General features: G+C 59.5%; 24 protein-coding genes and 6 tRNA genes. 2 read left to right on the forward strand and 28 right to left on the reverse strand.

Annotation, left to right across the window (positions count from 1 at the left end; all coding sequences use genetic code 11):
- Positions 1-56: 56 nt before the first annotated feature.
- The 13 genes from leuC to ACTNBB_RS04525 all read right to left on the reverse strand — a co-directional run bounded on the left by leuC (position 57) and on the right by ACTNBB_RS04525 (position 8,406).
- The gene (gene leuC, locus ACTNBB_RS04465) at positions 57-1,322 is read right to left on the reverse strand and encodes a 3-isopropylmalate dehydratase large subunit (RefSeq protein ID WP_441056809.1); all 1,266 of its coding nucleotides are present in this window, start codon (positions 1,320-1,322) and stop codon (positions 57-59) included.
- Between the two features lie 41 nt (positions 1,323-1,363).
- Entirely contained in the window at positions 1,364-2,899 is a 1,536-nt protein-coding gene (locus ACTNBB_RS04470; RefSeq protein ID WP_441056811.1) for a 2-isopropylmalate synthase, read from the reverse strand.
- Positions 2,900-3,325: 426 nt separating this feature from the next.
- Positions 3,326-4,033 carry a 50S ribosomal protein L1 gene (gene rplA, locus ACTNBB_RS04475; RefSeq protein ID WP_154514750.1) on the reverse strand — a complete coding sequence of 236 codons (708 nt, stop codon included), beginning with the start codon at positions 4,031-4,033 and terminating at the stop codon, positions 3,326-3,328.
- A 116-nt stretch (positions 4,034-4,149) separates the two neighbouring features.
- Positions 4,150-4,578: a 50S ribosomal protein L11 gene (gene rplK, locus ACTNBB_RS04480; RefSeq protein WP_022093893.1), complete on the reverse strand. Its 429-nt coding sequence runs from the start codon at positions 4,576-4,578 to the stop codon at positions 4,150-4,152.
- 120 nt (positions 4,579-4,698) lie between these two features.
- Positions 4,699-5,235, reverse strand: coding sequence for a transcription termination/antitermination protein NusG (nusG, locus tag ACTNBB_RS04485; RefSeq protein WP_427718370.1), 537 nt, complete (start codon positions 5,233-5,235; stop codon positions 4,699-4,701).
- Positions 5,236-5,238: 3 nt separating this feature from the next.
- Positions 5,239-5,577, reverse strand: coding sequence for a preprotein translocase subunit SecE (gene secE, locus ACTNBB_RS04490; protein WP_154514754.1), 339 nt, complete (start codon positions 5,575-5,577; stop codon positions 5,239-5,241).
- Positions 5,578-5,653: 76 nt separating this feature from the next.
- Positions 5,654-5,729: transfer RNA gene (locus ACTNBB_RS04495), tRNA-Trp, on the reverse strand.
- Positions 5,730-5,742: 13 nt separating this feature from the next.
- Positions 5,743-5,892, reverse strand: coding sequence for a 50S ribosomal protein L33 (rpmG, locus tag ACTNBB_RS04500; RefSeq protein ID WP_102372646.1), 150 nt, complete (start codon positions 5,890-5,892; stop codon positions 5,743-5,745).
- A 278-nt stretch (positions 5,893-6,170) separates the two neighbouring features.
- Complete coding sequence (gene tuf / locus ACTNBB_RS04505; protein WP_154514756.1) at positions 6,171-7,361, reverse strand: elongation factor Tu; 1,191 nt, start codon at positions 7,359-7,361, stop codon at positions 6,171-6,173.
- Positions 7,362-7,457: 96 nt separating this feature from the next.
- A tRNA-Met gene (locus ACTNBB_RS04510) sits at positions 7,458-7,534 on the reverse strand.
- Positions 7,535-7,537: 3 nt separating this feature from the next.
- Positions 7,538-7,613: transfer RNA gene (locus tag ACTNBB_RS04515), tRNA-Thr, on the reverse strand.
- A 10-nt stretch (positions 7,614-7,623) separates the two neighbouring features.
- A tRNA-Tyr gene (locus ACTNBB_RS04520) sits at positions 7,624-7,705 on the reverse strand.
- 626 nt (positions 7,706-8,331) lie between these two features.
- Positions 8,332-8,406 (reverse strand) — tRNA-Thr (locus ACTNBB_RS04525).
- Positions 8,407-8,566: 160 nt separating this feature from the next.
- On the opposite strand from ACTNBB_RS04525, the gene ACTNBB_RS04530 reads away from it, so the two are divergent.
- Positions 8,567-9,907, forward strand: coding sequence for a DNA-binding protein (locus ACTNBB_RS04530; protein ID WP_441055520.1), 1,341 nt, complete (start codon positions 8,567-8,569; stop codon positions 9,905-9,907).
- A gap of 27 nt (positions 9,908-9,934) precedes the next feature.
- Here ACTNBB_RS04530 and ACTNBB_RS04535 read toward each other — a convergent pair whose 3' ends face one another.
- The 6 genes from ACTNBB_RS04535 to disA form a co-directional block, all read right to left on the reverse strand.
- Positions 9,935-10,612, reverse strand: coding sequence for an NYN domain-containing protein (locus ACTNBB_RS04535; protein WP_154514764.1), 678 nt, complete (start codon positions 10,610-10,612; stop codon positions 9,935-9,937).
- Between the two features lie 3 nt (positions 10,613-10,615).
- Positions 10,616-11,530 carry a 23S rRNA (guanosine(2251)-2'-O)-methyltransferase RlmB gene (gene rlmB, locus ACTNBB_RS04540; protein WP_441056813.1) on the reverse strand — a complete coding sequence of 305 codons (915 nt, stop codon included), beginning with the start codon at positions 11,528-11,530 and terminating at the stop codon, positions 10,616-10,618.
- Positions 11,531-11,697: 167 nt separating this feature from the next.
- The gene (gene cysS / locus ACTNBB_RS04545) at positions 11,698-13,164 is read right to left on the reverse strand and encodes a cysteine--tRNA ligase (protein ID WP_427718353.1); all 1,467 of its coding nucleotides are present in this window, start codon (positions 13,162-13,164) and stop codon (positions 11,698-11,700) included.
- A 3-nt stretch (positions 13,165-13,167) separates the two neighbouring features.
- Complete coding sequence (gene ispF / locus ACTNBB_RS04550) at positions 13,168-13,662, reverse strand: 2-C-methyl-D-erythritol 2,4-cyclodiphosphate synthase (protein WP_006234975.1); 495 nt, start codon at positions 13,660-13,662, stop codon at positions 13,168-13,170.
- Positions 13,652-14,380: a 2-C-methyl-D-erythritol 4-phosphate cytidylyltransferase gene (gene ispD, locus ACTNBB_RS04555; protein WP_154514770.1), complete on the reverse strand. Its 729-nt coding sequence runs from the start codon at positions 14,378-14,380 to the stop codon at positions 13,652-13,654. The genes ispF and ispD overlap by 11 nt, the downstream gene beginning before the upstream one ends.
- The gene (disA, locus tag ACTNBB_RS04560) at positions 14,380-15,420 is read right to left on the reverse strand and encodes a DNA integrity scanning diadenylate cyclase DisA (RefSeq protein WP_370450554.1); all 1,041 of its coding nucleotides are present in this window, start codon (positions 15,418-15,420) and stop codon (positions 14,380-14,382) included. Before disA ends, ispD begins: the two co-directional genes overlap by 1 nt.
- 248 nt (positions 15,421-15,668) lie before the next feature.
- Here disA and ACTNBB_RS04565 point away from each other — a divergent pair, with 248 nt between their 5' ends.
- Positions 15,669-16,253, forward strand: coding sequence for a manganese efflux pump MntP family protein (locus tag ACTNBB_RS04565; RefSeq protein ID WP_427793585.1), 585 nt, complete (start codon positions 15,669-15,671; stop codon positions 16,251-16,253).
- Between the two features lie 80 nt (positions 16,254-16,333).
- Here ACTNBB_RS04565 and ACTNBB_RS04570 read toward each other — a convergent pair whose 3' ends face one another.
- The 9 genes from ACTNBB_RS04570 to dtd all read right to left on the reverse strand — a co-directional run bounded on the left by ACTNBB_RS04570 (position 16,334) and on the right by dtd (position 26,626).
- Positions 16,334-17,791 carry an aminoacyl-histidine dipeptidase gene (locus ACTNBB_RS04570; RefSeq protein WP_441056815.1) on the reverse strand — a complete coding sequence of 486 codons (1,458 nt, stop codon included), beginning with the start codon at positions 17,789-17,791 and terminating at the stop codon, positions 16,334-16,336.
- A 323-nt stretch (positions 17,792-18,114) separates the two neighbouring features.
- Positions 18,115-20,757 (reverse strand): ATP-dependent Clp protease ATP-binding subunit, encoded by a 2,643-nt coding sequence (locus ACTNBB_RS04575; RefSeq protein WP_441056817.1) that lies wholly within the window; start codon positions 20,755-20,757, stop codon positions 18,115-18,117.
- Positions 20,758-21,734: 977 nt separating this feature from the next.
- The gene (lysS, locus tag ACTNBB_RS04580) at positions 21,735-23,699 is read right to left on the reverse strand and encodes a lysine--tRNA ligase (RefSeq protein WP_154514782.1); all 1,965 of its coding nucleotides are present in this window, start codon (positions 23,697-23,699) and stop codon (positions 21,735-21,737) included.
- Between the two features lie 79 nt (positions 23,700-23,778).
- Complete coding sequence (greA, locus tag ACTNBB_RS04585) at positions 23,779-24,249, reverse strand: transcription elongation factor GreA (RefSeq protein WP_006234960.1); 471 nt, start codon at positions 24,247-24,249, stop codon at positions 23,779-23,781.
- A 106-nt stretch (positions 24,250-24,355) separates the two neighbouring features.
- Positions 24,356-24,631: a twin-arginine translocase TatA/TatE family subunit gene (gene tatA, locus ACTNBB_RS04590; protein ID WP_195838497.1), complete on the reverse strand. Its 276-nt coding sequence runs from the start codon at positions 24,629-24,631 to the stop codon at positions 24,356-24,358.
- A 112-nt stretch (positions 24,632-24,743) separates the two neighbouring features.
- Positions 24,744-24,820, reverse strand: a tRNA-Pro gene (locus tag ACTNBB_RS04595).
- A 49-nt stretch (positions 24,821-24,869) separates the two neighbouring features.
- Positions 24,870-25,766 carry a 4-(cytidine 5'-diphospho)-2-C-methyl-D-erythritol kinase gene (gene ispE / locus ACTNBB_RS04600; RefSeq protein WP_441056819.1) on the reverse strand — a complete coding sequence of 299 codons (897 nt, stop codon included), beginning with the start codon at positions 25,764-25,766 and terminating at the stop codon, positions 24,870-24,872.
- Between the two features lie 2 nt (positions 25,767-25,768).
- Positions 25,769-26,065: a Veg family protein gene (locus tag ACTNBB_RS04605; RefSeq protein WP_118206416.1), complete on the reverse strand. Its 297-nt coding sequence runs from the start codon at positions 26,063-26,065 to the stop codon at positions 25,769-25,771.
- A 114-nt stretch (positions 26,066-26,179) separates the two neighbouring features.
- A complete protein-coding gene (dtd, locus tag ACTNBB_RS04610) occupies positions 26,180-26,626 on the reverse strand; it encodes a D-aminoacyl-tRNA deacylase (protein ID WP_117797049.1) in 447 nt (148 codons plus the stop codon).
- Between the last annotated feature and the right edge of the window lie 2 nt (positions 26,627-26,628).

Raw genomic sequence — 26,628 nt, forward strand, 5'->3', positions numbered from 1 at the left:
AAAAAGTGCCAGGACTGTCCGCAGTAGCGAGCAAAGGTCGAAGGACCCCGTAGCCCCTACAGGTCAGACGGCAAGCATATGTGCCCCGCCACGGCAGAAGCAGCCGCCACGGCCGGCGAGGCCAAATAGACCTCGGACGTGGGGTCGCCCATACGGCCGACAAAGTTGCGGTTGGTCGTAGAAACGCAACGCTCCCCCGCCGCCAAGATGCCCATGTAGCCGCCCAGGCACGGACCGCACGTGGGCGTGGAGAACACACAGTTGGCATCTAGGAAAATGTCGGTCAATCCCTCCTTCATGCACTGGCGGAAGACCGCCTGGGTCGCCGGAATCACGATGCAACGCACCCCGTCGGCAACCTTATGGCCGCGCATGACTTCGGCCGCAGCACGCATATCCTCGATACGTCCGTTGGTGCACGAGCCGATTACCGCCTGGTCGATCATGATGTGACGGCTCTCGCTCACCGGATGGGTGTTGCTGGGCAGATGCGGCCACGATACACACGGCTTAATGTCGGCCGCGTCAATGGCAATAACCTGGGCATACTCGGCGTCTGGATCGGCGTGATACTCAACGTAATCGCGCTCGCAGCGCCCCTTGAGCCAGGCGCGGGCAACATCATCGACCTCGATAATGCCCGCCTTGCCGCCCGCTTCGATCGCCATGTTCGAAATTGTCATGCGACCTTCCATCGACAGGCCCTCGATGGTGCTGCCGGCAAACTCCATGGCCTGGTACAGGGCACCGTCCACGCCGATCATGCCGATAATGTGCAGGATGATGTCCTTGGCGGTGGCACCGTCCTCAAGCTCGCCATTAATCTCAAAGCGAATCGTCGGCGGAACCTTAAACCATGCGCGCCCCGTGGCAATGCCCACGCCGGCGTCTGTTGAGCCCACACCGGTCGAAAACGCACCCAAGGCGCCATACGTGCAGGTATGCGAGTCGGCACCGATAATCAGATCGCCCGGGACCACCACGCCGCGCTCGGGCAGCAGGGCATGCTCAATGCCCGCGCAGCCTTGCTCGTAATAGTGCGTCACATGCTGCTCGTGCGCAAAATCTCGCATCTTCTTGGTCTGCTCGGCGCTCTTGATGTCCTTGTTGGGCGCATAGTGATCGGGCACCAGGCAAACGCGGTCGCGATCGAACACCTCGGTGGCACCCAGCTCGCGAAAGACATCGATCGCGATAGGTGCGGTAATATCGTTGGCGAGCACGATGTCCAGGTCGCATTCGACCAGCTGGCCCGGCTTTACCTCATCGAGCCCGGCGTGTGCCGCCAAAATTTTCTCTGCTACGGTCATGGGACGTGCCATGTGATTCCCCTCTCAAGCGGGCTTTGCCCTGCCGAATATCGTTACTTTCCCGCCTTGGAACGGTTGGTCTGAATCATGCGGTTAATAGCGTTGATGTAAGCCTTGGCCGAGCTCACGATAATGTCGGTATCCGCGCCGCGGCCGGTGTAGATCTTGCCGTCCTCGGCGGTGATGCGTACCGTCACCTCACCGATAGCGTCGATGCCACGCGTGATGGCTTTAACGTTGAACTCCGTCAGCTCGCCATGGGCAGAGATGGCCTTGTCGACCGCCTTGTAGGCCGCATCAACCGGACCAGTACCCGTCGAGCAAACCACCCGTGTCGCGCCGTCCTCGTCCGTGATGGTTGCCGTGGCCGTAGGAATAAGCGGGTCGCCGCAGGAAACCTGGAGCGCGTCGAGGGTGTAGATCGCCTTGACCTCGCGCTGGCGCTCCTGAATCATCGACTCCAGGTCCTCGTCAAATACTTCCTTCTTTTGATCTGCAATCTCCAAGAAGCGCTGGTAGATCGACTCGAATTCCTCATCGCCAAACGTATAACCCAGCTCGGCGAGACGATGGCGCAGTGCCGCATGGCCCGAACGTGCCGAAAGGATAATCTCGGATCCCGCTGCACCCACGTCCTTGGGATCGATAATCTCGTAGGTGTCACGCGCCTTGAGCACGCCGTCCTGGTGAATACCCGAGCTGTGGGCAAACGCATTAGCGCCCACAATAGACTTGTTGGGCTGCACGTTAATACCAGTAATTGAACTGACGAGCTTGGATGCGCGCGTGAGCTCGGTCGTCACGATATCGGTATGTGCATCCAGGTCCTGCTCGTGCATCCTCATGGCCATGACGACCTCCTCGAGCGCCGTGTTGCCCGCGCGCTCGCCCAAGCCGTTGACGGTGCACTCGATCTGCGTCGCGCCATTGCGGACCGCCTCGAGTGCAAGGGCTGTGGCCATGCCCAAATCGTTATGCGTGTGGACCGAAATCGTAACGTCCTCGATGCCGGCCACGCGCTCGCGCAGATCGCGAATACGGGCGCCAAACTCCCAAGGCATGTTATAGCCCGTGGTGTCCGGAATATTCACGACCGTAGCGCCGGCCTTGATCGCTGCCTCGATAATGCGGACCAGGAACTCCTGATCGGAGCGGCCCGCATCCTCGGCATAAAACTCGACATCGTCGACAAACTTACGAGCGTGCTTTACGGCGTGAATAGCGCGCTCGATAGCCTCGTCTTCGGTCATATGGAGCTTGTCGCGCAAATGGCTGGGACTCACACCCAGACCGGTGTGGATACGGGGCCTCTGAGCCGTCTTGAGGGCTTCTGCGGCCACTTCGATATCCTTATCGACCGCACGGGTGAGACCGCATACCGTGCACCGGTCACCCGCGATCTTGCCAATCTCCTGTACGGAACGATAATCACCGGGGCTCGAAATAGGAAATCCCGCCTCGATCACGTCGACATTCATACGTACCAGCTGGCGTGCAATAACGAGCTTTTCCTCGGTATTCATGCTGGCGCCGGGAGACTGCTCCCCGTCACGAAGCGTTGTGTCAAAGATTGCGATTTTGCGGCTCATGATTTCCTCCTGACAGGCTAAAGATACAGATGGCTTTCAGGAGAGATGGAGTGCCTCAAGATAGAATAATACCCGTGTCGCCCATCACGCCCAAAAGCGGCGGAAGATAGCGCACCCGGGTACAACTAATCGTTATAGCGAAATTACAACCCTAGCGCGCTATCCAATCTAGTAGCGCTAGGCCTAGGAGCTGCTGTTTGTTATAGAACATGTCTGGCTCCTTTCAGCCTCGGGTATTCACTACATTGGGCTAAAGTGTAACACAGGCAAAACGACGCGCAACGGGGATTTTGAACCAAAACCACCACAAAGGCGCCTATCTCCTTCGTGTTGGTTTTGGCCCGAAACAGCAAGGAACCCGGTCCTGCACGAGACAGAACCGGGTTCCTTTAGCAATGCTTGCTTTGCTCAGGCAGTAACTAGAAGTTACTCAGCCAGGAAGTCACGCTGGACAGCGGGATCGACCTTGACGCCAGGGCCCATGGTGGAAGACACAGAGATGGACTTGACGTACTTGCCCTTAGCAGAAGAGGGCTTGACGCGCAGGATCTCGGTGTACAGGGCAGCGTAGTTCTCAACGAGCTGCTGCTCAGAGAAGGACTTCTTGCCCAGGGGCACGTGGCAGATGCCATAACGGTCGGCGCGATACTCAACGCGGCCGGCCTTGAGCTCGGAGACCATCTTGGCGACGTCCATGGTCACGGTGCCGAGCTTGGGGTTCGGCATGAGGCCACGGGGACCAAGGATCTTACCGATGCGGCCAACCTTGGCCATCATGTTCGGCGTAGCGATAGCGGCGTCGAAGTTGATCTCGCCCTTCTGGATCTGGGCGACGAGCTCGTCGGAACCGATGATGTCGGCACCGGCAGCCTCGGCCTCACGGGCCTTCTCGCCCTCGGCGAAGACGGCAACACGAACGGTCTTGCCGGTGCCGTGGGGCAGGGAGATGGAACCACGGATGTTCTGGTCAGCCTTACGAGTATCGATGCCCAGACGGAAGTGGGCCTCGACGGTCTCGTCGAACTTGGCGGTGTCGAGCTCCTTGATGAGCTTGGCAGCCTGAAGGGGGGTGTAGAGCGTGGCGCGGTCGACCTTCTCGGCAGCGGCGTTATAGCTCTTACCATGCTTAGCCATGTGCATTACCTCCTGTGGTTAAACGGGCGTGAGCCCTCCCACATCGTATCGTGTGCCCGATTGCACACATTTAACGGGCGCCCCGGTCGGAGCATCCGTCGTTACCTAGAAAAACGCTACTCAGCGATGGTGACGCCCATGGAACGGGCGGTACCGGCGATGATCTTCTTGGCGGCGTCAATGTCGTTGGCATTGAGGTCCGGCATCTTGATCTCGGCGATCTTGGTGAGCTGCTCCTGAGAGAGCTGGCCAACCTTGTCGGCCTGGGGCTTAGCGGAACCAGACTTGAGGTTCAGCTCCTTCTTGATGAGGTGAGCCGCCGGCGGAGTCTTGGTGATGAAGGAGAAGGACTTATCCTCGTAGACAGAAATCTCAACGGGGATAATGTCGCCCTTCTTGTCCTGCGTCTCGGCGTTAAAGGCCTGGCAGAACTGCATGATGTTCACGCCAGCAGCGCCCAGGGCGGGGCCGACGGGAGGAGCGGGGTTAGCGGCACCAGCAGGAATCTGGAGCTTAATGACGTTGGCAACCTTCTTCTCAGCCATGGTCATTCCTTTCGAATCACGAGTGTGAAGTACTTGCTATATCGTAAGCACGCACGTGTTAGAAGCACTCCTGAGATGAGCAGTCACAGAAGAAGCACGCTCGCGCGAACGGACGAAAACTTAAGCGATGACAGCGACCTGGTTAAAGTCAAGCTCGACCGGCGTCTCGCGGCCAAAGATCATCAGCGTGACCTTGAGCTTGCCTGCCTCGGCGTTAACCTCGGAGACCTTGCCATCAAAGTCGGTAAGCGGGCCATCGGTGACGCGGACGGACGTACCAACCTCAATATCAACCGACGTACGCTTGGGCGAATCGCCCTTACCGGGACGACGAGTCATCTTATTGTACTCGTCGCGGGAAAGCGGAGCGGGCTTGCCGTTGCCGCCCAGGAAACCGGTGACGCCGGGCGTGTTGCGAACACACGTCCATGCATCGTCATCCATCTCCATGCGAACCAGGACATAACCCGGGAAGATCTTAGAATCCTTGGTCTCGCGCTTGCCACCCTCTTTGATCTCGGTGACGCGCTCCATAGGAATCTCAATATCAAAGATACGATCCTGCATGCCCATGGTCTCGATGCGATGCTCGAGATCGGACTTAACGCGGTTCTCGTATCCAGAGTAAGTGTGAACGACGTACCAACGCTTAGACATGGTTTAGCCCCTCAATCCAGAGAACAGAGCAAGAGCCTCGCCAAAGCCAGCATCGAGCAGAGCGATGACGACGCCGACGACGATCAGAGAAGCGCAAACGACGACCGAGTAGTTCACGAGCTCCTTCTTATCGGGCCACGTGACACGCTTCATCTCGGACTTCACCGAAGCAAAATACTTCTTGGTGCGGGCGAAGAAACCGGGCTTCTCGTTCTTCTTGGACTTCGCAGCCTTCTCGCTCTTCTTGGCAACGGCCTTCTTGGCCTCAACCTTGGAGTTGGCGGCAGCTTTGTTGGCAGGCGCCTGCTGCTGTGCCTTCTTCTTGTTCTTCTTGTTGGCCATTTGGGTTACCTCCGCGCAATGCGCTTATACATGAGTAAACCGTAAGCCCCCAAATGGGAGCTTACGGAATAATGACTGGCACGCCAGGAAGGACTCGAACCCTCAACACTCGGTTTTGGAGACCGATGCTCTACCAATTGAACTACTGGCGTATGTGACTAGAGACTAGCGAGTCTCTTTGTGCAGCGTGTGGTGACGGCACCAGGGGCAATACTTCTTGATCTCCATACGATCAGGCATGTTCGCCTTGTTCTTAGTGGTCGTATAGTTGCGGCGCTTGCACTCAGTGCACGCAAGAGTAACTAGAGTACGCATGTATCCTGAACCTTTCATATCCGCCCCGTACGGGCACGAGTTGGTACTTTATCAGCTCTACGTAAGTGCTGTCAATGAAAACCTCGCATCAATTGGTTCTCGGTAGATCCATTCATATTTGGAACACATCAATGGAGCCAACGAGATCTAATCGATTCCTCACGCTCAACTTAAGAGCGAGCTAAGCGTAATCATCAGGCAAAAAGACCCACGTAGAAAAGAACCCGGCACCCATATAAGTGCCGGGTTCTCTAAGTCAGCTGTATCAGAGAGCTAATTTACTCAATGATCGTGGAGACGATGCCCGAACCGACGGTGTGGCCACCCTCGCGGATAGCGAAGCGCAGGCCCTCCTCCATAGCGATCGGGTGAATGAGGTCGCCCTCGATGGTGATGTGGTCACCAGGCATAGCCATCTCGGTGCCCTCGGGGAGCTTGACCGTACCGGTAACATCGGTGGTACGGAAGTAGAACTGAGGACGATAACCATCGAAGAACGGGGTGTGACGGCCGCCCTCCTCCTTGGTCAGAACGTAGATCTCACCGGTGAACTTGGTGTGCGGGGTAACCGAACCGGGCTTGCAGAGAACCTGGCCGCGCTCGATGTCCTCGCGCTTGATACCGCGGAGCAGCAGACCGACGTTGTCGCCAGCCTCGCAGAAGTCCATGGACTTACGGAACATCTCGATACCGGTAACGACGGTGTTCTGGGTATCCTTGATGCCGACGATCTCGACGGGCTCGTTGAGCTTGAGCTCACCGCGCTCGACACGGCCGGTAGCAACGGTACCACGGCCGGAGATGGTCATAACGTCCTCAACGGCCATCAGGAACGGGAGGTCGTTGTCACGAGCAGGCGTCGGGATGTACTCGTCGACGGCAGACATGAGCTCGCGAATGGCGTCCATCCACTTGGCGTCGCCCTCGAGAGCGCCCAGAGCGGAACCACGGATGACGGGGATGTCGTCGCCGGGGAATTCGTACTCGGAAAGGAGCTCACGGGTCTCCATCTCGACGAGATCGATGAGCTCGTCATCGTCGACCATGTCGCACTTGTTCAGGAAGACGACGATGTAGGGAACGCCGACCTGACGGGCGAGCAGGATGTGCTCGCGGGTCTGAGCCATGGGGCCGTCGGTAGCGGCGATGACCAGGATAGCGCCGTCCATCTGAGCAGCACCGGAGATCATGTTCTTGACGTAGTCAGCGTGGCCCGGGCAGTCAACGTGAGCGTAGTGACGGGCAGCAGTCTCGTACTCGACGTGGGAGACGGAGATCGTAATGCCGCGCTCGCGCTCCTCGGGAGCCTTGTCGATGTTCTCGAACGCAGTGAAGTCAGCCTTGCAGCCCTCGGTCTCGGAGAGAACCTTGGTGATGGCAGCGGTCAGCGTGGTCTTGCCGTGGTCGACGTGACCAATGGTGCCGATGTTAACATGCGGCTTAGTGCGCTCAAACTTCTCTTTGGCCATAAAGCCCTCCTCTAAACAGGTCGTCCCCGGACGGGACTATGCCTTTATACCATAGTGGCCTCTCAACATACTATTGAGAAGCCACCGTGTTACCTATGGTAGCGGTGACTGGATTCGAACCAGTGACGCCACGGGTATGAACCGTGTGCTCTAACCAACTGAGCTACACCGCCGGATGGAGCCTGCAACCAGACTTGAACTGGTGACCTCTTCGTTACCAACGAAGTGCTCTACCGACTGAGCTATACAGGCACTTGACGGGTGGGAGCTATAGGATTCGAACCTATGTAGGCAGAGCCAACGGGTTTACAGCCCGTCCCCATTAACCACTCGGGCAAACTCCCAATCGTTCAAGTATCCGCAGGTTCTTTGGTCTTTTGGGCCTCCGCCCCCGCGAACGAAAAAGATAATACGATGCAACCTTGGGGGCTGTCAACGAAAACCTCTAAATACACGGTGCCGGGCGTATCTATATACCTTTGACCTGCGGTTTTGCTGAATTTAGATATGAAGGACGGCGGATTTGGCTGCGCTGGCGACATTTCCCGAGGGAACACTTTTGTGTGGTGGAGTACCCTTGCGGTATCGACTTTCGATAACGATCCTCGTGCGTCCGAATATCCTCGCTCAACCAGGATGGCTGGGACCGGTCCGGCCTTTGTCTCGATCTGTAACATTTAGAGAACATTTTCTCCCCTATTTGTTACAGATCGAGATGTTTCGCAGAGACTCTGGCTTACGTCTCATTCTGTAACAGTACGAACGGTTTTCCGCCCCTTCGTGTTACAGATCGAGATATTATCGGCCAACCCTTGGCATTGTCTCAATCTGTAACTATAAGGAGGGTTTTCAGCCCACCCGTGTTACAGATTGAGACAAACCTGAAGCTTGGTGGGAGTCAAACCCGCTTACATATCGACATAAATAGAAACGGACCCTGTCCCACAAGGAACAGAGCCCGAAACTCTCATGGAGCCAGTGACAGGAATCGAACCTGCAACCCACTGATTACAAATCAGTTGCGCTACCGTTGCGCCACACTGGCACACTTGGCGCTTTCGCGCGAAGCCAATTAAGAATAAAGGAATTGCGGGCAAGGCGCAACAGGCCTTTGATCGACCACATCTCAAAACTATTCGTCAGAACGAATAGTATTAATTACAATGGAATAGATAAAACTATTCGTTCTGGCGAAGGGTTTCGCGATGTTGACCACGAAGGAAGCTGCAGAGCTACTCGACATCACCCCGCGCAGGGTGCAAGAGCTCATAAAAAACGGAGCACTTGAGGCACGCAAGGCTTCTGGTGTATGGCTCATCGACAAAGGCAGCGTCAACGCACGACTCCGCTCCGTGACCAAAGCGGGGGGACGTCCCCGTCGAGGCCATGGAAAAAGCGAGATTACGTTTACCCTCATGAACCGCACGCACGAAGTCGCCCAGCTGGTCTACAGCACATCGCGAAAAGACTTTACCCACATCGGTGCCGACATCGATTACACCCACGCCCCTATTGGAATACTTGGCCCCAATAGTCCCGTGTCGCTCGACTCTTTCCGCATTTGGTGGCGAGGCCGCGGTATCCCGCTCGCGCGCATAGGACTTGCATCCCTGTTGGCAGAAGCAGCAGTCGATGTTCCCGACGAACTCATCCAGCGAAATCTCGGCCTCTCCCTATCCGACCAGTATTGGATTAGACCCCAAGATTCCGGTCTCGCGTGGGAGGATATTAACTTCTTCAATAATGCTTTTGACGACGTCTCTCTGTCCATCGCACCCTTCGCCCCAGAGGGTAAAGCAGCCGCCGCAAAGCCCGATAACACCTCGGACGGCAACCTTCAGAAGTATTGGACATGCGAGGGCGGGCGTCGAATTCTGCACAAGGCAGGAGCGCACCTGAACCAAGAACCATATAACGAGCTGGTAGCGACCGCGCTCCATCGTCGCATCCTAAACGCCTGCGATTATGTGCCTTACTCGCTCGAGGGCACGGGCACTTCCGCCCTGAGCATATGCGATGTCTTCTTAACTGATGAAGAAGAGTATGTCCCTGCGTTCTATGTAAACCAGTACGCAAACGCAGATGAAAGACTAACCGACTACGAGCGATATGTAGCAAACTGCGAGAAGCTCGGGGTAACAGGCGTCAAGGATGCCCTTGACCGCATGATCGTGTGCGACGACATCATCGCCAACTATGATCGTCATTGGCGTAACTTTGGCCTTGTGCGAAACGTCAACACGCTAGCCTGCAGACCTGCCCCCATCTTCGATTCGGGCTCATCGCTCTGGTGCAACGTTTCTCTAGAGGAGCTTAAGGCAGGGGAGCACAGTTTTACCAGCGCGCAGTTTCATTCAAGCCCCGCGAAACAAATGCTGCTTGTCGAGGATATGAGCTGGTTTGACGACGGCAAGCTCGAGGGTTTCGTTGACGAGGCAATCGAAATCCTATCCAAAAACGACGCTCTTACAGCAAGACTGCCTTATCTAAAAGAGGCGCTAACATGGCGCCTCAAAAGAATGATCGACATCGCTGAATGGAGTTAGCGAAACAGTATCGCCCCGCCAACTCCCCTACCTCCCGCGCAGTGCCTTGAGCTTGGCCAGTGCCTCGGGGCTCAGGCGACTGCCCAGAGTCATCTTGATCTGCGGAGCTTCCTCTGCCTCGCGGACGTCGTTATCGATCTGTTTGATCTCGTCCACCAGCATGCGGCTCGATATGCGCGTAACGCCCTTGCCCATGACGACGGCTTGAATTGTGCCGTCACTCGATACCACGGAGCACGCGCGACCTTCCTCGCGCGCCTCGATGCAGAGCTTTTGCACCACGGTATCGGCCGATACGCCCGTCGGCGAAAACTCGATGCGCACGCCGCGAGCCGGCAAGTTGGGACGCTCGCTGGAGATATTGCCTGCACCGTCAAACACGATTACGGCCTCGTAGCGGCCCTGGGCAAAGGCGGCGACGTCGTTGATAAGGGCGGTGCGCGCCATATCGTGAACGTCGCTGGAATACGGATCGTCGGAATGGTCGTACACGAGCTTTTCGTAGCGCGGCGTGCAGTGGATCACGTTGTAGCCGTCGACCACCAGCAGCTCGGGCTTATTGGAGTGCACCGTCGAGACCGGGTCGGCGATAGCCTGCGCAAACGCATTGCCGCCCACGCCATAGGTCGCGGCCGAGACAATCGGCTTGGCCGAGCCTTCGCCAAAGCGCTTGGCCTTAGACTTGGCGCGGTTCTTCTTGGACATGCGCTACTCCTCCCCCATGAGCTCGCCGGCGTTGCGACGTAGCCACTCAAAGCACAGTGCCGTCGTTGCCTGGGCAACGTTAAGGCTCTCGGTCATGCCACGCTGAGGAAGCTTGGTCAAAAAGTCGCATTTCTCGAGCACCAGGCGCGAGATGCCGTCGCCCTCGGAGCCCATGACAAGCGCCACGCGGCCCTCGAAGGGAGCATCCCAGCAACTGCCCTCGGCGTGCTCGGAGGCACCACCCACCCAAAAGCCAGCGGCCTTAAGATCGTCGAGTGCACGAGCGATATTGGGGACCTGCGCGATAGGCAGATGCATGACGGCGCCGGCGGAGGTCTTGTAGCTACCCACGGTCACGCCGGCAGCGCGCTTGTTGGCAATAATGACGCCCGCCGCGCCCACGACCTCGGCGGAGCGCACGATAGCGCCAAAGTTACCGTCGTCGGTCACGTGGTCGAGCACCACGACAAGTGCCGGACCCTCGCCTGCACGGTCGAGGATATCGGCGACATCCGCATAAGGGAAGTTGCCCACCTCGAGTGCAATACCCTGGTGAGCGCCGTGGCTCGACAGCGCATCGAGCTGCGCGCGCGGCACGTACTTAATGCGGACACACGCGGCGTTGAGGTCATCGACCAGACGAGACAGGGCGGCATCGCGCTCCCCGCCCTCGGCAATGAGCGCGCACTTGATGGGAAAACCGGTGCGCAGCGCCTCGACGGCAGCACGACGGCCTTCGATAAACTCGCCCTTGGAAGCCTGGACAGCGTCGCGGTTGCGATCGCGCTGCGGACGCGCAGCTTGGGTGCGATCGCGCTGGCCCTTGGAAGCGGCAGCGCGGTCATTTCGGCGAATCGGACGCGAGCCAGAAGCGGCCTGCTTGCCGCCACGAGGCGCACGCTTGCGATTGTCGGCCATAGGACGGCCTCCTAAATACAACTATCAAACGAAACAAATAGACCGACCGCCCGAGGTGCGGCAGATTGCCTTGAAAGAAGAGGGCATAGACCTTGAGGTCATGCCCGACGATTGAAAGGCAAGGTGCCGTGGCTCGGGCGGTCGGGTGCTCGGGAAACCCGCAGGGGTTAGAGGGATTTGATACGGGTGCCGGCGGCGGTATCTTCAATCGTCAGGCCCAGGTCCTTGAGTTGATCGCGGATGGCGTCTGCCAAGTCCCAGTTCTTGGCGGCACGGGCCTCGGCGCGAGCCTCGAGAATCTTGGCAGCGGCCTCGTCCACGTCGTCACCAGTGTAGGCGACCAAGCCGGCGGCAACGCCCAAAAGGCCCAGCGGCAGCTCGACCTTGGGCTCGGGAAGCTCAACGCCAAACGTATCGAGCAGCTCGACCAGCGTATCGGCGGCAGCAAGAGCCGCGGCCTTGTCGGCAGCGTCGCCCGCCTGCTCCAGATACTGATTGCACTCGGTGACAAAACCAAAGACGGCGCCCATGGCACCGGCGGTGTTAAAGTCGTCGTCCATGCACTCCTTAAAGGTGGCACGGGTCTCGGCAGCCTTGGCGGCAAACGCCTCGGCGGCAGCCGCATCGGCATCGGCCGTCGCATGGTTCGCGGCCCAGCGCAGGTTCTCGACCGTACCGGCGATACGCGTGAGCGAATTCTCGGCACCCTCCAGGCGCTCCCAGGAAAAGTCGAGCGGCGAGCGATAGCTCGTCTGCAGCATCAGCAGGCGCAGGGCGGCAGCGGAGTGCTGCTCGAGCACCTCGGCCAGCGTAAAGAAGTTACCAAGCGACTTGGACATCTTCTCGCCGTCGACCAGCAGCATGCCCGTGTGCATCCAGGTGTTGGAGAAGCCCTGGTGCCAGGCGCAGGCAGCCTGGGCGCACTCGTTCTCGTGATGCGGGAAGGCAAGGTCGGAGCCACCGCCATGAATGTCGATCGGGGTACCCAGGTAGCGGTGCACCATGGCGGCGCACTCGGTGTGCCAACCGGGACGGCCCTCGCCCCAGGGGCTCGGCCAGCTGGGCTCGCCGGGCTTGGCGGCCTTCCACAGCGCAAAGTCGAGCGGGTCGTTCTTGTCCTCGTTCTCCTCGATGCGCGCACCCACCATAAGGTCGTCGATGTTGCGGCCCGAGACCTGACCGTAGTTGGGATCGCTGCGCACGGCAAAGTACACGTCGCCGTTATCGGCGGCGTAAGCGTGGCCCTGCTCGATGAGCGCCTTGATCATGGCAATCATGGGGCCGATCTCCTTGGTGGCGCGGGGGCGCACATCGGGATCGAGCACGTTGGCAGCGCGCATGACGCCAATAAACTTATCCGAGAACTCCGTCGCAACCTCGGCGGCCGTACGGCCCTGCTCGTTAGCGCGCTTGATGATCTTGTCGTCGACATCGGTAAGGTTCTGGGCGAACGTGACCTCGTAGCCGCTCGCGATGAGCCAGCGTCGAATCACATCGAAGCTGATGAACGTGCGGGCGTTGCCGATGTGGATGTTGTCGTAAACCGTGGGTCCGCACACGTACATACGGACCTTGCCGGGCTCGATGGGCTGGAACTCTTCCTTTTTATGGGTAGCGCTGTTGTAGATACGCATTCGTTACTCCTTAACGGTTTTCTGTAGCAGGCAGACGGCCCAGGCGCCAATTCCCTCGCCTTGACCTTCCCAACCGAGCTTTTCGGTCGTGGTGGCGGCGACGCCCACGTTTTCGACGTCAACGCCCAGGGCATGGGCCAAGTTGGCACGCATGGCATCGCGGTGCGGGGTGATCTTAGGCTGCTGGCAGGCAATGGTGCAGTCGGCATCGACAAACTCAAAGCCCAGCTCGCGCGCATAGTCCATTACGCGGGCAAGCAACACCATCGAGTCGGCACCCTCGTAGGCGGGGTCGGTGTCGGGGAACAGCTTGCCAATGTCTCCCCCGCGGCAGGCGCCCAGAATAGCGTCGGCCAGCGCGTGCGCGAGCACATCGGCATCCGAGTGGCCCAGCAGGCCGCGCTCGTAGGGAATGTCGACCCCGCCGATGATACATCGACGCCCCTCCACCAAACGGTGGACGTCGTAGCCGTGGCCAATGCGCAGGTTACTGAACATGGGGAAGGTCCTCTCTCTCGGCCATCCGCCCGAGCAAAATCGCGGTTACGGGACGCAAGTCCTCGGGCACCGTCACCTTAAGGTTGTCGCGCGGGCTCTGGACGCAGCGGACGCGCCCACCCATGCGCTCGACCAGTGACGAATCGTCCGTACCGATAAAGCCCTCGGCAATCGCCGCGGCATGGGCGCGTTTCATGGCGTCGACACTAAAGATCTGCGGCGTCTGCGCGGCCCAATAGAGTTCGCGTGGCGGCGTCTCGACGATGTTGTCCCCATCGACGATCTTGAGCGTGTCGATCGCGGGCTGGCCACACACGACACCGTCGAGCGAGCGGTCACTCACGAGCACGTCGATAGCGTGATCGATGGCCTCGGTAGTAATGAGCGGACGAGCGCCGTCGTGAATGGCGACGTATTCAAAGCCTGCCGGCACCGCATGCACGCCGGCACGAGTGGAGTCCTGGCGAGTATCGCCGGCATCGGCGAAGCTGATGGGCGTGTTATACGAATACGGGCTGATGGCCAGGCGACGCATCTCGGCACGACGCTCGGCAGGGCAAACCACGACGATATGGCCGACCTTATCGCTACGGTCAAACGCGCGGATGGACCAGCTCATAAGCGGACGGCCAGCTACATTGACGAGCTGCTTGCCACCGGGATTACCAAAGCGCTGGCCGCTGCCACCGGCAACGACCACGGCGCATACGGGCGCCATTATGCGTTCCCCTGTTTGGTGCCCTTCATGCGGTACAGGGAGTCCGCAAGAATGGCAGGGTTGTTAACGCCAAAGTCGCCCAGGCGCTCCGGATCCTTGCTGATGTCGTCCATGAGCTCCTGCAGCGAGCCATACTCGTCGACGATCTTCTCGGCCACGCCGTCGCGCACGACGGACACGCGCGAAAGCGTGCGCAGGCCCAGCGGCGTCATGACGGAGTCCTCGTCCAGGTCGTCGTAACCCAGAACCGCCGCCACATGCTGCGGGTCGGACAAGTCCTTGGGCGTCATGCGGCTAAGCTCGGCACGGATCTTCTCGGCGTTTGCCTCGGAGGAATCGCTTGCGTAGTCGCGAATCATCAAGTCGTACTCGGTATCCATGCTGGAGCCGGCGAGCTGCTCGAGCTGCATCTGCACGAGCTTGCCCTGGTTGCCCAGCTTGACAATGCAATCCTTAAGCTCGGTCTTTGCCTGCTGCATGATCTCGAAACTCGAGAAAATGCCGGTGATGTCGGCGAGCGTGACGTAGTCGTCCAGCTCGAGGGCCGTCAGACGCAGCAGGGAGCGGTCGAGCGACTGACGGGTGGTCTGAAGCGTAGCGACGAGCTGGTTGACCGAGCTCATGATGGTGGTGACGGGCTGAATCTCATAGCTCTTGCCGTGCACATACACGTTGACGACGGCACGACGGGCCGAGACCGAGATCACGATGGCGTCGGTGAGCACCGACATGCGAGCGGCAGTACGGTGACGCATGCCCGTCTCGCTCGTGGCGAGCGAGGGATCGGGATTGAGGTGGAAATTGGCGCGCAGAATCTGGGTAAGGTCGCCGTCGATGACGATGGCGCCGTCCATCTTGGAAAGCTCGAACAGGCGGTTCGAGGTAAACGAAATGTTGAGCGGGAAGCCGTCGTTACCGGCAGCAAGCACGTTTTCGGTGTCGCCGACGCAGATAAGGGCGCCCAGGTGACCGGCGATGATCATGTCAAGGGCGGTGCGGATCGGCTGACCAGGTGCCGTCAGGCGGATGGCCTGTTCCATACGCTTTTGCAGCTCGTTCTTATCCAAGGCATCGCTCCCATCGTATACGCTCCATAAACGTCAATAAGTTTCTCACGGTTTGCCCCTGTGACGCCCGCAAATTCCGATGCTTACAGAATGAGCGAACACCGCTTAGGTAGCTCATTTGGGACGGGGCTCTTTTGGCTGCTCATGTGGTAGCATCGGGTCTCATATAAATGAGGGAGTGGTCGTGTAATCGGGTTCGCCCGCAGAGAGGGGGCCAGACTATGGGACTCGCAGAGCTCGTGTTGCTCGCCGTTGGCCTTTCGATGGACGCCTTTGCCGTTTCTATCTGCAAGGGTCTCGGCATGAAAAAGATCAACCTTAAAGTCGCCGTTGTGCTCGGCCTGTTCTTTGGCGGCTTTCAGGCCGGCATGCCCGTAATCGGTTGGGCACTCGGCAGCCAGTTCATGGGCATCATCGGTCCCATAGACCATTGGATCGCCTTTATCCTTTTGGCCTTTATCGGCGGCAAGATGCTGTGGGAAACCTTTACCGAAGACGAGGATGAGGACGAAGGCGACGGCAAGGATGCCGAAAAGATCGACCTGGGCGAGTACCTAATCCTTGCCATCGCCACCTCGATTGACGCGCTCGCCGTGGGCATCTCGTTTGCCGCGCTCTCGGTCGATATCGTGCCCTCTGTATCGCTTATCGGCGTCACAACGTTTATCTTCTCCGTCGCCGGCGTAGCGATCGGCCACACCTTTGGCGCGCGCTACGAAAAACCCGCCACCATCGTGGGTGGCGTCGTACTCGTCCTCATCGGGCTTAAGATCCTGCTTGAGCACCTTGGGATCCTCGCACTGTAACGAATAACGGCCGCCCGGCATTACGCCAGGCGGCCGTTTTCATAGCCAGCCGTTTTAGAGCGGCTTAACCAAGGCGACCTTTACGCGGCAAGGCGCTTGAGGACGTCGATGAGCAGCTCGTAGAAGCGCTCGGCAGAAGCGAGCTCCATGCTCTCGTCCGGGGTGTGGACATCGGAGAGCGTCGGGCCCACGGCGATGGCGTCCAGGCCGTGCAGGGCCTCGGCAAACAGGCCGCACTCAAGGCCGGCGTGAATGGACTCGATGCGCAGCTCGGAGCCAAAGAGCTCGCGATAGCTCTCGATAAAGACGTCGCGGACCGGCGAATGCTCGGCATAGCTCCAGCCGGGATACTCGAACTCAAACTTGGCGTCGAAGCCCAGGACATCGGCCAGCGTCTGCAGGCGGTCCTTGAACTCGTTCTGCAGCGAGGTGATCGAGGAGCGCGGGGACAGCATGATCTTGACCTCGTCGTCAGAAGTGGCAACCACACCGATGTTGGAGGAAACCTCGACGGAGCCGTCGGTAGCGACGTTGCGGCGGATCACGCCGTTGGGGGCAAGACGCAGGGCGCGGATGAGGGCAAGCGCGGACTTCTCGTCCATGGCCTCGACCTCGGCGTCGTCGGCAATCTCGACAGTGCAGGTAAAGCCGGGGTCGAAGACCTCGAGCTCGGCAGTGACGTCGGCGATAATGCCCTTTGCGATCTGGGCCGCGGCCTCGGCGGCAGCGTGGTCGGCGTAGACCAGAACAGCCTTGCACTCACGGTTGATGGCGTTGTCCTTGGTGCCGCCGTTAAAGCTAACGATGGCGGGCTCGCCGGCAACCATCAGGCGGTCGATGATGCGGGCCATGATGAGGTTGCCGTTGCCGCGCTCCAGGTGGATATCGCTGCCGGAGTGACCGCCCAGCAGGCCGGAGATGTCGAGCGTGAGGGTGCTACCGGTCTTGTGCTCGCGCGCGATCGGGCAGGTGTAGGTAACGACGACGCCGCCGGCGCAGCTGACGGTGGCAACGCCCTCTTCCTCGGAGTCAAGGTTAATCATGGTGCGGGCGCTAATCTGGGACTTGTCGAGCGTCTCGGCGCCGACCAGGCCAGTCTCCTCGTCGGTGGTGAATACGCACTCGAGGGCCGGATGGGCAATCGAATCGTCGTTGAGCACGGTAAGCATAAGCGCGACGGCGATGCCGTTGTCAGCGCCCAGCGTAGTACCGTTAGCGGTGAGGACGCCGTCCTTGACGACCAGGTCGATACCATCGGTCGTAAAGTCGTGCTCAACGGAGCCCAATTTGTCGCACACCATATCGATGTGGCCCTGCAGCATCACGGTCGGGGCATTCTCGGCACCGGCAGATGCGGGCTTGCGAATGATGACGTTGTAGACCTCGTCCTGGTACACATCGAGGCCGCGCTCCTTGGCAAACGCGACCAGGAAATCGCTGATGCCCTTCTCGTTGCCAGACCCACGGGGAATCGCGCTGACCTCCTCAAAGAAATGGAACAGCTGGGCGGGCTCGTAGCCGGTAATCTTGTAGTCCATAGTGCCTCCTTGGCGCAACTGGTTAGACAGTAAGACATGCGCCTTGTATATTCCCAGACTTCGTTTGCATAAACCAGTCGAAAACGCCGAGCGCTCTCGCATCATCGGCTAACGGCGGAGAAACGTCACTTTATTAAGATAAAGCAGGTAGACGGACCGCGTCGAAGGGACGTTGGACCCTTCAACCAACCTCAACGCTTGATCAACGCTTATGCATACGCCGTTGGTATGTTTAATGAGATTTACTTTGAACGAGGGGCCTTTCCAACAAAAAAAGGGCGCTCCTTTGGAACGCCCTCGTGGACACAAGGTTTTGTTACGCCCTACAGCGCGCCGGAACCGGCTTGCATCATGCCGCCGGGGCCCGAGCTTACGCCACTGCTCACAGGCGCGGCGTTTCCGGTGTGCGGCGCTTCCGGAGCGGTATCGCCCCCAAGCGCACCTGCCGGACGCGGCGCTGGGATCTCGCCCGTACCGTGGCTAAAGACGAACTTGCCGTCGGCCACGTCGCACATGACGGTATCGCCGCTGCCCCACTCGCCGGCCAGCAGCTCCTCGGATAGCGGATCCTCGATGAGCTTTTGGATGGCGCGGCGCAGCGGACGTGCGCCGTTGGTGAGGTCGGTACCCTCGGCTACGATCTTGTCGTAGGCCGCATCGGTGAGTTTGATGTTCATGCCGTTGGCAATCAGGCGCTGGCGCAGGTCGTCCACCAGCAGGTGAGCGATCTTGGTCAGGTTCTCGCCCGAAAGCTTCTGAAACACCACGATGTCATCGATACGGTTGAGCAGCTCGGGGCGGAACAGGCGCTTGAGCTCGCCCATCGCACGGCCCTTAATCTCGCTCGAGGTAAGACCCTGCTCACCGGTGGTGCCAAAGCCAACGCTCGCATCCTGCGCAATCTCGCGGGCGCCCACGTTGGACGTCATGATGATCACGGTGTTGCGGAAATCGACCGTCTTGCCCTGGCTATCGGTCAGGCGACCCTCCTCAAGCACCTGCAGCAAGATGTTGAAGATATCTGGGTGCGCCTTCTCGATCTCGTCGAACAGCACGACCGAGTACGGGTGACGGCGAACGGCCTTGGTGAGCTGACCGCCCTCGTCGTGGCCCACGTAGCCCGGGGGGCTACCGATAAGCTTGGAGACCTCGAACTCGCTGCCAAACTCCGACATGTCGAAGCTGATGAGCGCGTCCTTGCTGCCAAAGAGATACTCGGCGAGCGTCTTGGCGAGCTCGGTCTTGCCTGTGCCGGTAGGACCCAAGAAGATGAAGCTGCCGCCGGGACGACGCGGGTCCTTGAGCGGCGAGCGGCTGCGGCGCACTGCCTTGGCCACGGCCTCGACAGCTTCATCCTGGCCAATAATGCGGGTCTTGAGCACGCTTTCGGTCTGCAACAGACGACGGCTTTCGCTCTCGGTGAGCGAAGACACCGGCACGCCCGAGGTCACGGACACGATGTCGGCAATCTGGGCGACATCGATGGTGAGCGGGCTGGCGTCGAGCTCGGCCGTCCAAGCTGCCTTGGCCTCGGCGAGCTCAATCTCGGCAGCCTTCTGCTGCTCGGTAATCTCGGCGGCCTTGTTCATGTCGTCACCCTCGGTGGCCTCCTGCGCGGCAGCCTTGAGCTCCTCCACGCGATGCTCGGCCTCGCGCACCGGCTCAGGCGCACGGTTGGCGGCAATGCGGGCGCGGGCGCCGGCCTCGTCGATGAGGTCGATGGCCTTATCGGGCAGGAAGCGATCCTGGATGTAGCGGTTGGAGAGGTTCGCGGCAGCCTCGATGGCACCCTGCGTATAGCGCACGTGGTGGTGCTCCTCGTAGCGCGGCTTGAGCGCGGTCAGGATCTTGACCGTGTCCTCGACGCTTGGCTCCTCAACATCGATGGTCTGGAAGCGGCGCTCGAAGGCCGGGTCCTTGGTGAGGTACTTGCGGAACTCCTCGGCCGTGGTGGCACCGATGATCTGGAAAGCGCCGCGCGCGAGCACGGGCTTGAGCATGGAGCTTGCATCGATGGATCCCTCGGCAGAACCGGCACCGATGATGGTGTGCATCTCGTCGATAAACAGGATGACGTCGTCGGCTTCGGTTGCCTCCTGGATTACGTTCTTGAGACGCTCCTCAAACTCACCGCGATATTTGGCGCCCGCGACAAGACCCGGCAGGTCGAGCGTCCAGATGTTCTGGTTCATAAGGTTCTCGGGCACGTTGCCGGCAGCGATCTGCTGCGCCAGGCCCTCGACGATGGCCGTCTTGCCCACGCCGGGGTCACCCAAGATAAGCGGGTTGTTCTTGGTGCGGCGCGAAAGGATCTCCATCATGCGCTGGACTTCCTTTTCGCGACCGATCACCGGGTCGAGCTCGCCGTCGCGCGCCTTCTGCGTAAGGTTGGTGGCGAACTGCTTGAGCGTGTCGGTGCCGCTCCCCTTTTGCTGCGAGGCGTCCGAGCCGCTAAAGAACGGCAGGCCTGTACCGGGACGCCCGGCACCGGCACCGGCGAGCGGGCGCTTCTTGTCTTGATCCTTGGCGGTAAGCTTCTCGATGGCTTTTTTAATGGAAGCGGACGAAACACCCAGGCGCATGAGAATGTCCATGGCCATGCCGTTGCCCTCTTCGACGATACCGATGAGCAGGTGCTCGGTCGACACATAGGTCTGGTTGTTCTCGCGCGCCACGCGGAAGGAACGCTCCATCACGCTGATGACGAGCGGCGTAAAGGCGAGCTTAGCGGCCTCGGTCTCCTCGCTGGGCTCGGGAACGGTGGTCTGGACCTCCTTGAGCGTGTCCATGATGTCATCGTAGGAGATATCGAGTGAGCGCAGTGCCTCGGCGGCAATGCCCTCGTCCTCCTTGGCGAGCGCGAGCAGCAGATGCTCGGTACCCACCTTATTTGAGTGAAGATCGAGCGCCTCCTGCTTGGCCATGGACATGACCTTGCGCGCGCGATCGGTAAAACGGTCCAACATGCTAGTTCCTCTTAGACGAGCTAGTTTTTCAAACGCAAAGCGCCACTCGTGGCGGCGCTTTGGTCTCTTTACCCATATGGAGTATATGTTAACCGCTGTGGCCTTTTCCGCGTGCAGCCATACGACAACGTCTACAAAAAAGGAATCGCCGGGTGCGGCGGGCGCTCTAGGTTAGAGGCTCTTGCCTAGCAGGCGGGCTCGGCGTCCATGCTCTCGGCAACGTCATCGTCGACATCGGCAGCGGGAGCGCCCGGCATACGTACGAGCTCCATATGCTGCTCTTCAAAGACGGTTCCCATGGGGAAGGCGCGTCGGAAGACAAAGCGAGCAACCCCGGCGTGACCAGGAATTTAAAAGCGAAACCCTTGGCAAGGGGGCTGGCAACAAACCAGTCGCAGCACATGGCAAAAATGTAGGCAACGGGGAAGCCGAGCCACGCGGCGGCAATGACCTCGCCGTTGATGGCCCCGTGCTGCAGGGCAACGTTGTAGATGCTCATCCAGAGCACCATGCAAAAGCACATGATAAAGGTAAACAGCAGGCTCTCTCGTTTATTGATAGGCATAAAGGGCAAAATCCTTTCTGTGTTACGCCGCGGTGCACAACAAAAACGGGCGGGCGAGATGGAGCTACTGGGACTTCATCTCGCCCGCCCGTGGTACGTGCGTCTGCGACTACTTATGTGGTGGAACTACCCTAACACGAACAGCACACGCTTCGTAAGCGTTGAGTTTATGAAGATGCAGGGCACCAATAATCCCCCCGACCCCATAAGTTGCGGTGGAATACGAAGTGCCAACCAGAGCAACGCCGCAGGTAGAGGACGGACAGCGAGCGACGTCCAGGGCGAACAAGTTGGCATGAAAAAGGCAAGGCATAGACCTTCTGGTCATGCCTTGCCTTTTGAATGACAAATTGTCGCCCTGGGCGGCGCGCAGCGTCGGCTGGTCCGCCGTTCGGTAGAACGGCGGAACCAATTAGTACATCTTTGCGCCAGCAGGAATGGAGGCGTCGAGCTGGATCAGGTTGAGGCGCTCCTCGCCCTCCTCCTCGTGGATGGCACTGATGAGCATGCCGCAGCTGGGGATGCCCATCATCTTGCGCGGTGGCAGGTTGGTGATGGCAAGCAGGGTCTTGCCGACCAGGTCCTCGGGCTCATAGTATTCGTGGATGCCGGAGAGGATGGTGCGGTCGGCACCGGTACCGTCGTCGAGCGTAAAGTTCAGCAGCTTCTTGGACTTCTTGACGGCCTCGCATGCCTTGACCTTCACAGCGCGGAAATCGCTCTTGGAGAAGGTATCGAAGTCGACGAACTCCTCAAACAGCGGCTCAACGGCGATCTTGGAGTAATCGAGCGTGGGCTTAAGCGACTTAACGAACGGGCTCGCGGCGTTGCCGGCCTCGGCAGCCTTGGCGGCAGCGGCACCGGACTGGAAACCCTTCTCGGGCTTCATGTGCGGGAACAGCAGGACATCGCGGATAGAAGCCTGGTTGGTGAGCAGCATGACCACGCGGTCGATACCGATGCCAATGCCGCCCGCGGGAGGCATACCGTACTCGAGGGCGCGCACGTAGTCCTCGTCATACTCCATGGCCTCATCGTCGCCGCCGGCCTTCTCGGCCATCTGGGCGGCAAAGCGCTCAGCCTGGTCGACCGGGTCGTTGAGCTCGGAGAATGCGTTGGCGTACTCGTGGCCGGCGATGACCAGCTCAAAGCGGTGGGTCAGACGCGGGTCGTCCTCAAAACGCTTGGCGAGCGGGCTGACCTCGATGGGGTAATCGCACACGAAGGTCGGGTTGACGATGGTGTCCTCGCCCAGCTCATCGTAAATCTCGGCGATGATCTTGCCGGCAGTCCACTCGGGCTTGATCTCCAGGCCCTTCTCGCGCGCGGCGGCAGCAAGCTCCTCGACAGGCGTGTCGATGGTGACCTTCTTGCCGAGCACGTCAGAGACAATATCAGTCATGGGACGACTTGCCCACTCACCGGACAGATCGATGGTCTGGCCCTGGTACTCGATGACCTCGGGGTTGCCGATGGCCTTGTTGGCAGCCTTGATGACGCCCTGGGCGAGCGCCTTCATGCCCTCGAGATCGGAGAAGGCACGGTAGGCCTCCATCGTGGTGAACTCGGGGTTGTGGGTGAGGTCCATGCCCTCGTTACGGAAGATACGACCGATCTCGAAGACGCGCTCAAAGCCACCGACGATGCAGCGCTTGAGGTGCAGCTCGGTAGCAATGCGCAGGTAGCACTCCTGATCGAGAGCGTTAAAGTGCGTAATGAACGGCTTAGCCGTAGCGCCACCCTGAATGGTCTGCAGGATGGGGGTCTCGACCTCCATGTAGCCGTCGGACTCCATAAAGCGACGGAAGGTGGAGAGGATCTGCGAGCGTTTGCGGAAGGTCTCGCGAACATCGTCGTTGGCGATCAGGTCGACATAGCGCTGACGATAGCGGGTCTCCTTGTCGGAGAGACCGTGGAACTTCTCGGGCAGCGGGCGAACGGCCTTGGAGAGCAGGGTCGCGCTCTTAGGGGCGACGGAGAGCTGGCCGCGCTGAGTGCGCACAACCACACCGGTCACACCCAGGATATCGCCAAGGTCGAGGGCCTTGAGCGTATTCCAGGCTGCCTCGTCCATGTCGTTGATGCGGCAGAACAGCTGAATCTCGGCCGTTGCGTCGCGCACGACGATGAACATGATCTTGCCCTGACCACGCTTGGCGACCACGCGGCCGCCGATCTTCACGACGTCCTCGGTGTCTTCGCCATCGGCAAGATCGGCATACTTAGCCTCGATGTCGGCAACGTAGTCCTCGATCTCGGAGTGCTCGGGATAGGGGTTCTGGCCCGCCTCGAACAGGGCGGCGCGCTTGGCCAGGCGCGTGGCGCGCTCGTCGTTGAGCGTCGATGCCTGCTCGGCGGCGTTTTGGTTCTCTGCCATAAGTTAGCTCCTCAAACTAAAACGCTCCCCAGGATTCGGTCCCAGGGAGCGAAAACATACCTTTACGCGGGACCGTGGTCTAGCGTGCGATCTTGGCGATGGTGTAGACGCGAGTCTTGCCGGAAGGCGTAACGACCTCGACGGAGTCGCCCTCGCCGTGGCCGATGATGGCGTGGCCGACCGGGGACTCGTTGGAGATCTTGTGCTCGAGCGAGTTGGTCTCGGTGGTACCGACGAGCGTGACTTCCATGACCTCACCGTTGGGATCAATCAGCGAAACGGTGGAACCGATGGAGACGGTCAGATCGCCCGTGGTGGCAGCAACCTGAGCGTTGGCGAGAATAGCCTGAATCTCGGCAATGCGAGCAGCATTCTGAGCCTGCTTGTCCTTGGCGGCATCGTACTCGGAGTTCTCCGAAAGGTCGCCAAACGCGCGGGCTTCCTTGATGTCCTCGACGATCTCCTTGGCGTAATCGCCCTCACGCCAAGCGAGCTCCTCGACGAGCTTCTGGCGGCCCTCAGCGGTCAGTACGATCTGGCTTGCGTCCATACGGATATCTCCCCAACTATGATGTAACAATCAACTGTCAACATAACGAAAAAGACCGGCTAGCCTGCGGGCAAGCCGGTCAGGTGCTCACCCCAAAGGGATGGGACTACTCTGCGTCCGCGTCGCCGTCCTCTGCCTTCTTTTTCTTGGCGGCGGCGAGCTGGGCCTCGAGCTCTGCGATCTTCTTGTCCTCCTCGGACTCCTCGACCACAACGTCCTCGGCCTGCTTGGTCTCGTCCTTATCGTCGCCCTCCATACCCTCGCGGATATTCTTGACGGTAGAGCCGAGGGACTTGCCGAGCTTCGGCAGGTTCTTGGGCCCGAAGATAATCAGGACAACGACGAGAATAATGATGAGCTCAGGAGCCCTCAGTCCAAACATGTAGACCTCCACAAAACAGCGAGACAAGCTCGAATGAGTATACCGCGGGTATCGCGGTATCACAACAATAGCTAAAAAAAGGGACCGCAAGAAGCGGTCCCTCCTCATGCTCTGGTCGGGTTGACTGGATTTGAACCAGCGACCCCTGCGTCCCGAACGCAGTGCTCTACCAAACTGAGCCACAACCCGTTAGCTCGACTATAGTAACAAAGATTTTCGCCGCGTGCTAGAGAATTTTTTATTTCTTTGGCGCGTCGATTTGTACCGTGTTGGGAATAAGCTCAGTCGCGCAGGACCACCAGCCATTTTGCTGGGCGGCGTCGACAAGCCTTTCGGCCGTGGCGGCGGTGTCGCAAATGGCAAACGAGCAGGCACCCGACCCACACACGTCCACGGCAACGGTTCCCTCCTGTGCGCGCAGCCAGTCGAGAACCGCCTGGATCTGCGGCTCCATCAAAGCAGAAATGACGCCCAAGTTGTTATGGATGAGCGAATACGCCATCTTCGCATCACTCACGCTAAGAGCCGATGCAATGGCACCGGGCGCAGTCGCGGGCACCGGGGCCTCGTCAAAACGTCGATAGGCCTCAATTGTCGAAACGCTCGCCTCCCGCGGCTTGACCAGCACAACGGGCGTCACAGGAAGCGCGGGGTACTCAGTTGCCAGAACGTCTCCCCCACCCACGTAGAATGCGGGGCTCGTATGCAAAAAGAACGGCACGTCGGCGCCGATGCCACGCGCAATCTCATCCAGCGCAGGATCAGTGCGGTCGATGCCCCACAGCTCAGCCAGGGCAACGATAACCGCCGCGGCATCCGTCGAGGGGCCGCCCAGGCCGGCGCACAGCGGGATGCGCTTCTCAATCGTCACGCACACGTTTGCCTCGCGCCCGAAATGATCGGCCATGGCGACGGCGGCGCGGTAGGCAGTATTCTTTTGCATGGGAAAATCTGATGCCGGAACCGTCTGGACGGTCAACGCCTGCGCCGGCGTGACCGTCACGGTATCGGCTAGGCCGACAGCTGCCATCAGGGAATCGACTTTGTGGTAGCCGCGGGTATCGCGCTCGGTATGAACCCCCAGGTAGAGGTTAATCTTTGCCGGCGCAGTAAGGATGAGGGACCGATCGGTCACCGTTAATGCTCCTCGAGCTGGTTGCCGAGCGGAGTAAAGATGTGCTCGCCGCTCTCGGGGTCGAACAGTTCAACCTGACCGGTAAGGACGTCGATGTACTGGTAGGACTGACGCGACTTGCGGCCGCGGCGCTCGTCAACCTCGACGATAAAGACAGCCGGGTGGACGCTCTTGATGGTACCCATGCGCTCGACAACGCGGGTACGGCCCATGTTGGCCTTCACCTTGACGCGATCGCCCACCATATCGGTCAGCTTCTCGTGGATGTCGTCGACGTAATTGACTTCCATCTCTTCCATGAACAGGGCCTCCAGAAGGTGCAATTCAAAAAGGGGATAATACCCCTAAGATAGACAAAACTCTAATACTATAGCACCCTGTTACAACCCCACGCAAGTAGCTAATTAGGCTACTTACAGATTGTCGGTATCGAGGACAATGGTGAACGGGCCGTCGTTGACCAGGTCGACTTTCATGTCGGCGCCAAAGATGCCGTGCGCCACGTGGTCGACGTCCTGGGCGACGAGCGTCAGAAAGTACTCATAAAGCTCGTTGGCGACATCGGGCGCGCCAGCATCCGTAAACGACGGACGACGGCCGTGGCGGCAATCGGCAAACAGCGTAAACTGCGACACCACGAGCACCTCGCCGTCGACATCGGCAAGCGCCAAGTTAGTCTTGCCGTTCTCGTCCTCGTTGATACGCAGCCCGCGGAGCTTGCCCCATAGTTTATCGGCCTCGGCACGCGTATCGCCATGGCCCACACCCAGCAATACCAGATAGCCGCGCCCAATGCGGCCCACGCACTCGCCGTCGACCGTCACACCGGCGTTGAGCACGCGCTGCACCACCGCACGCACGG

This window comes from Collinsella sp. HCP28S3_B9 (genome assembly GCF_052066095.1).
GTDB lineage: Bacteria > Actinomycetota > Coriobacteriia > Coriobacteriales > Coriobacteriaceae > Collinsella.

What these genes read in the sequence shown, in the direction of transcription:
- ACTNBB_RS04605 (WP_118206416.1), bottom strand. Translation starts at nt 26,065, where the DNA reads ATGGAAGAGATGGAAGTCAATTACGTCGACGACATCCACGAGAAGCTG.
- ACTNBB_RS04530 (WP_441055520.1), top strand. Translation starts at nt 8,567, where the DNA reads ATGTTGACCACGAAGGAAGCTGCAGAGCTACTCGACATCACCCCGCGC.
- tatA (WP_195838497.1), bottom strand. Translation starts at nt 24,631, where the DNA reads ATGTTTGGACTGAGGGCTCCTGAGCTCATCATTATTCTCGTCGTTGTC.
- rplA (WP_154514750.1), bottom strand. Translation starts at nt 4,033, where the DNA reads ATGGCTAAGCATGGTAAGAGCTATAACGCCGCTGCCGAGAAGGTCGAC.
- rplK (WP_022093893.1), bottom strand. Translation starts at nt 4,578, where the DNA reads ATGGCTGAGAAGAAGGTTGCCAACGTCATTAAGCTCCAGATTCCTGCT.
- rlmB (WP_441056813.1), bottom strand. Translation starts at nt 11,530, where the DNA reads ATGGCCGACAATCGCAAGCGTGCGCCTCGTGGCGGCAAGCAGGCCGCT.
- secE (WP_154514754.1), bottom strand. Translation starts at nt 5,577, where the DNA reads ATGGCCAACAAGAAGAACAAGAAGAAGGCACAGCAGCAGGCGCCTGCC.
- leuC (WP_441056809.1), bottom strand. Translation starts at nt 1,322, where the DNA reads ATGGCACGTCCCATGACCGTAGCAGAGAAAATTTTGGCGGCACACGCC.
- nusG (WP_427718370.1), bottom strand. Translation starts at nt 5,235, where the DNA reads ATGTCTAAGCGTTGGTACGTCGTTCACACTTACTCTGGATACGAGAAC.
- greA (WP_006234960.1), bottom strand. Translation starts at nt 24,249, where the DNA reads ATGGACGCAAGCCAGATCGTACTGACCGCTGAGGGCCGCCAGAAGCTC.
- disA (WP_370450554.1), bottom strand. Translation starts at nt 15,420, where the DNA reads ATGGAACAGGCCATCCGCCTGACGGCACCTGGTCAGCCGATCCGCACC.
- ACTNBB_RS04575 (WP_441056817.1), bottom strand. Translation starts at nt 20,757, where the DNA reads ATGTTGGACCGTTTTACCGATCGCGCGCGCAAGGTCATGTCCATGGCC.
- ispF (WP_006234975.1), bottom strand. Translation starts at nt 13,662, where the DNA reads ATGTTCAGTAACCTGCGCATTGGCCACGGCTACGACGTCCACCGTTTG.
- lysS (WP_154514782.1), bottom strand. Translation starts at nt 23,699, where the DNA reads ATGGCAGAGAACCAAAACGCCGCCGAGCAGGCATCGACGCTCAACGAC.
- ACTNBB_RS04570 (WP_441056815.1), bottom strand. Translation starts at nt 17,791, where the DNA reads ATGGACTACAAGATTACCGGCTACGAGCCCGCCCAGCTGTTCCATTTC.
- ispD (WP_154514770.1), bottom strand. Translation starts at nt 14,380, where the DNA reads ATGGCGCCCGTATGCGCCGTGGTCGTTGCCGGTGGCAGCGGCCAGCGC.
- ACTNBB_RS04565 (WP_427793585.1), top strand. Translation starts at nt 15,669, where the DNA reads ATGGGACTCGCAGAGCTCGTGTTGCTCGCCGTTGGCCTTTCGATGGAC.
- cysS (WP_427718353.1), bottom strand. Translation starts at nt 13,164, where the DNA reads ATGCGTATCTACAACAGCGCTACCCATAAAAAGGAAGAGTTCCAGCCC.
- ACTNBB_RS04470 (WP_441056811.1), bottom strand. Translation starts at nt 2,899, where the DNA reads ATGAGCCGCAAAATCGCAATCTTTGACACAACGCTTCGTGACGGGGAG.
- tuf (WP_154514756.1), bottom strand. Translation starts at nt 7,361, where the DNA reads ATGGCCAAAGAGAAGTTTGAGCGCACTAAGCCGCATGTTAACATCGGC.
- ACTNBB_RS04535 (WP_154514764.1), bottom strand. Translation starts at nt 10,612, where the DNA reads ATGTCCAAGAAGAACCGCGCCAAGTCTAAGGCCAAGCGCTTTGGCGAA.
- rpmG (WP_102372646.1), bottom strand. Translation starts at nt 5,892, where the DNA reads ATGCGTACTCTAGTTACTCTTGCGTGCACTGAGTGCAAGCGCCGCAAC.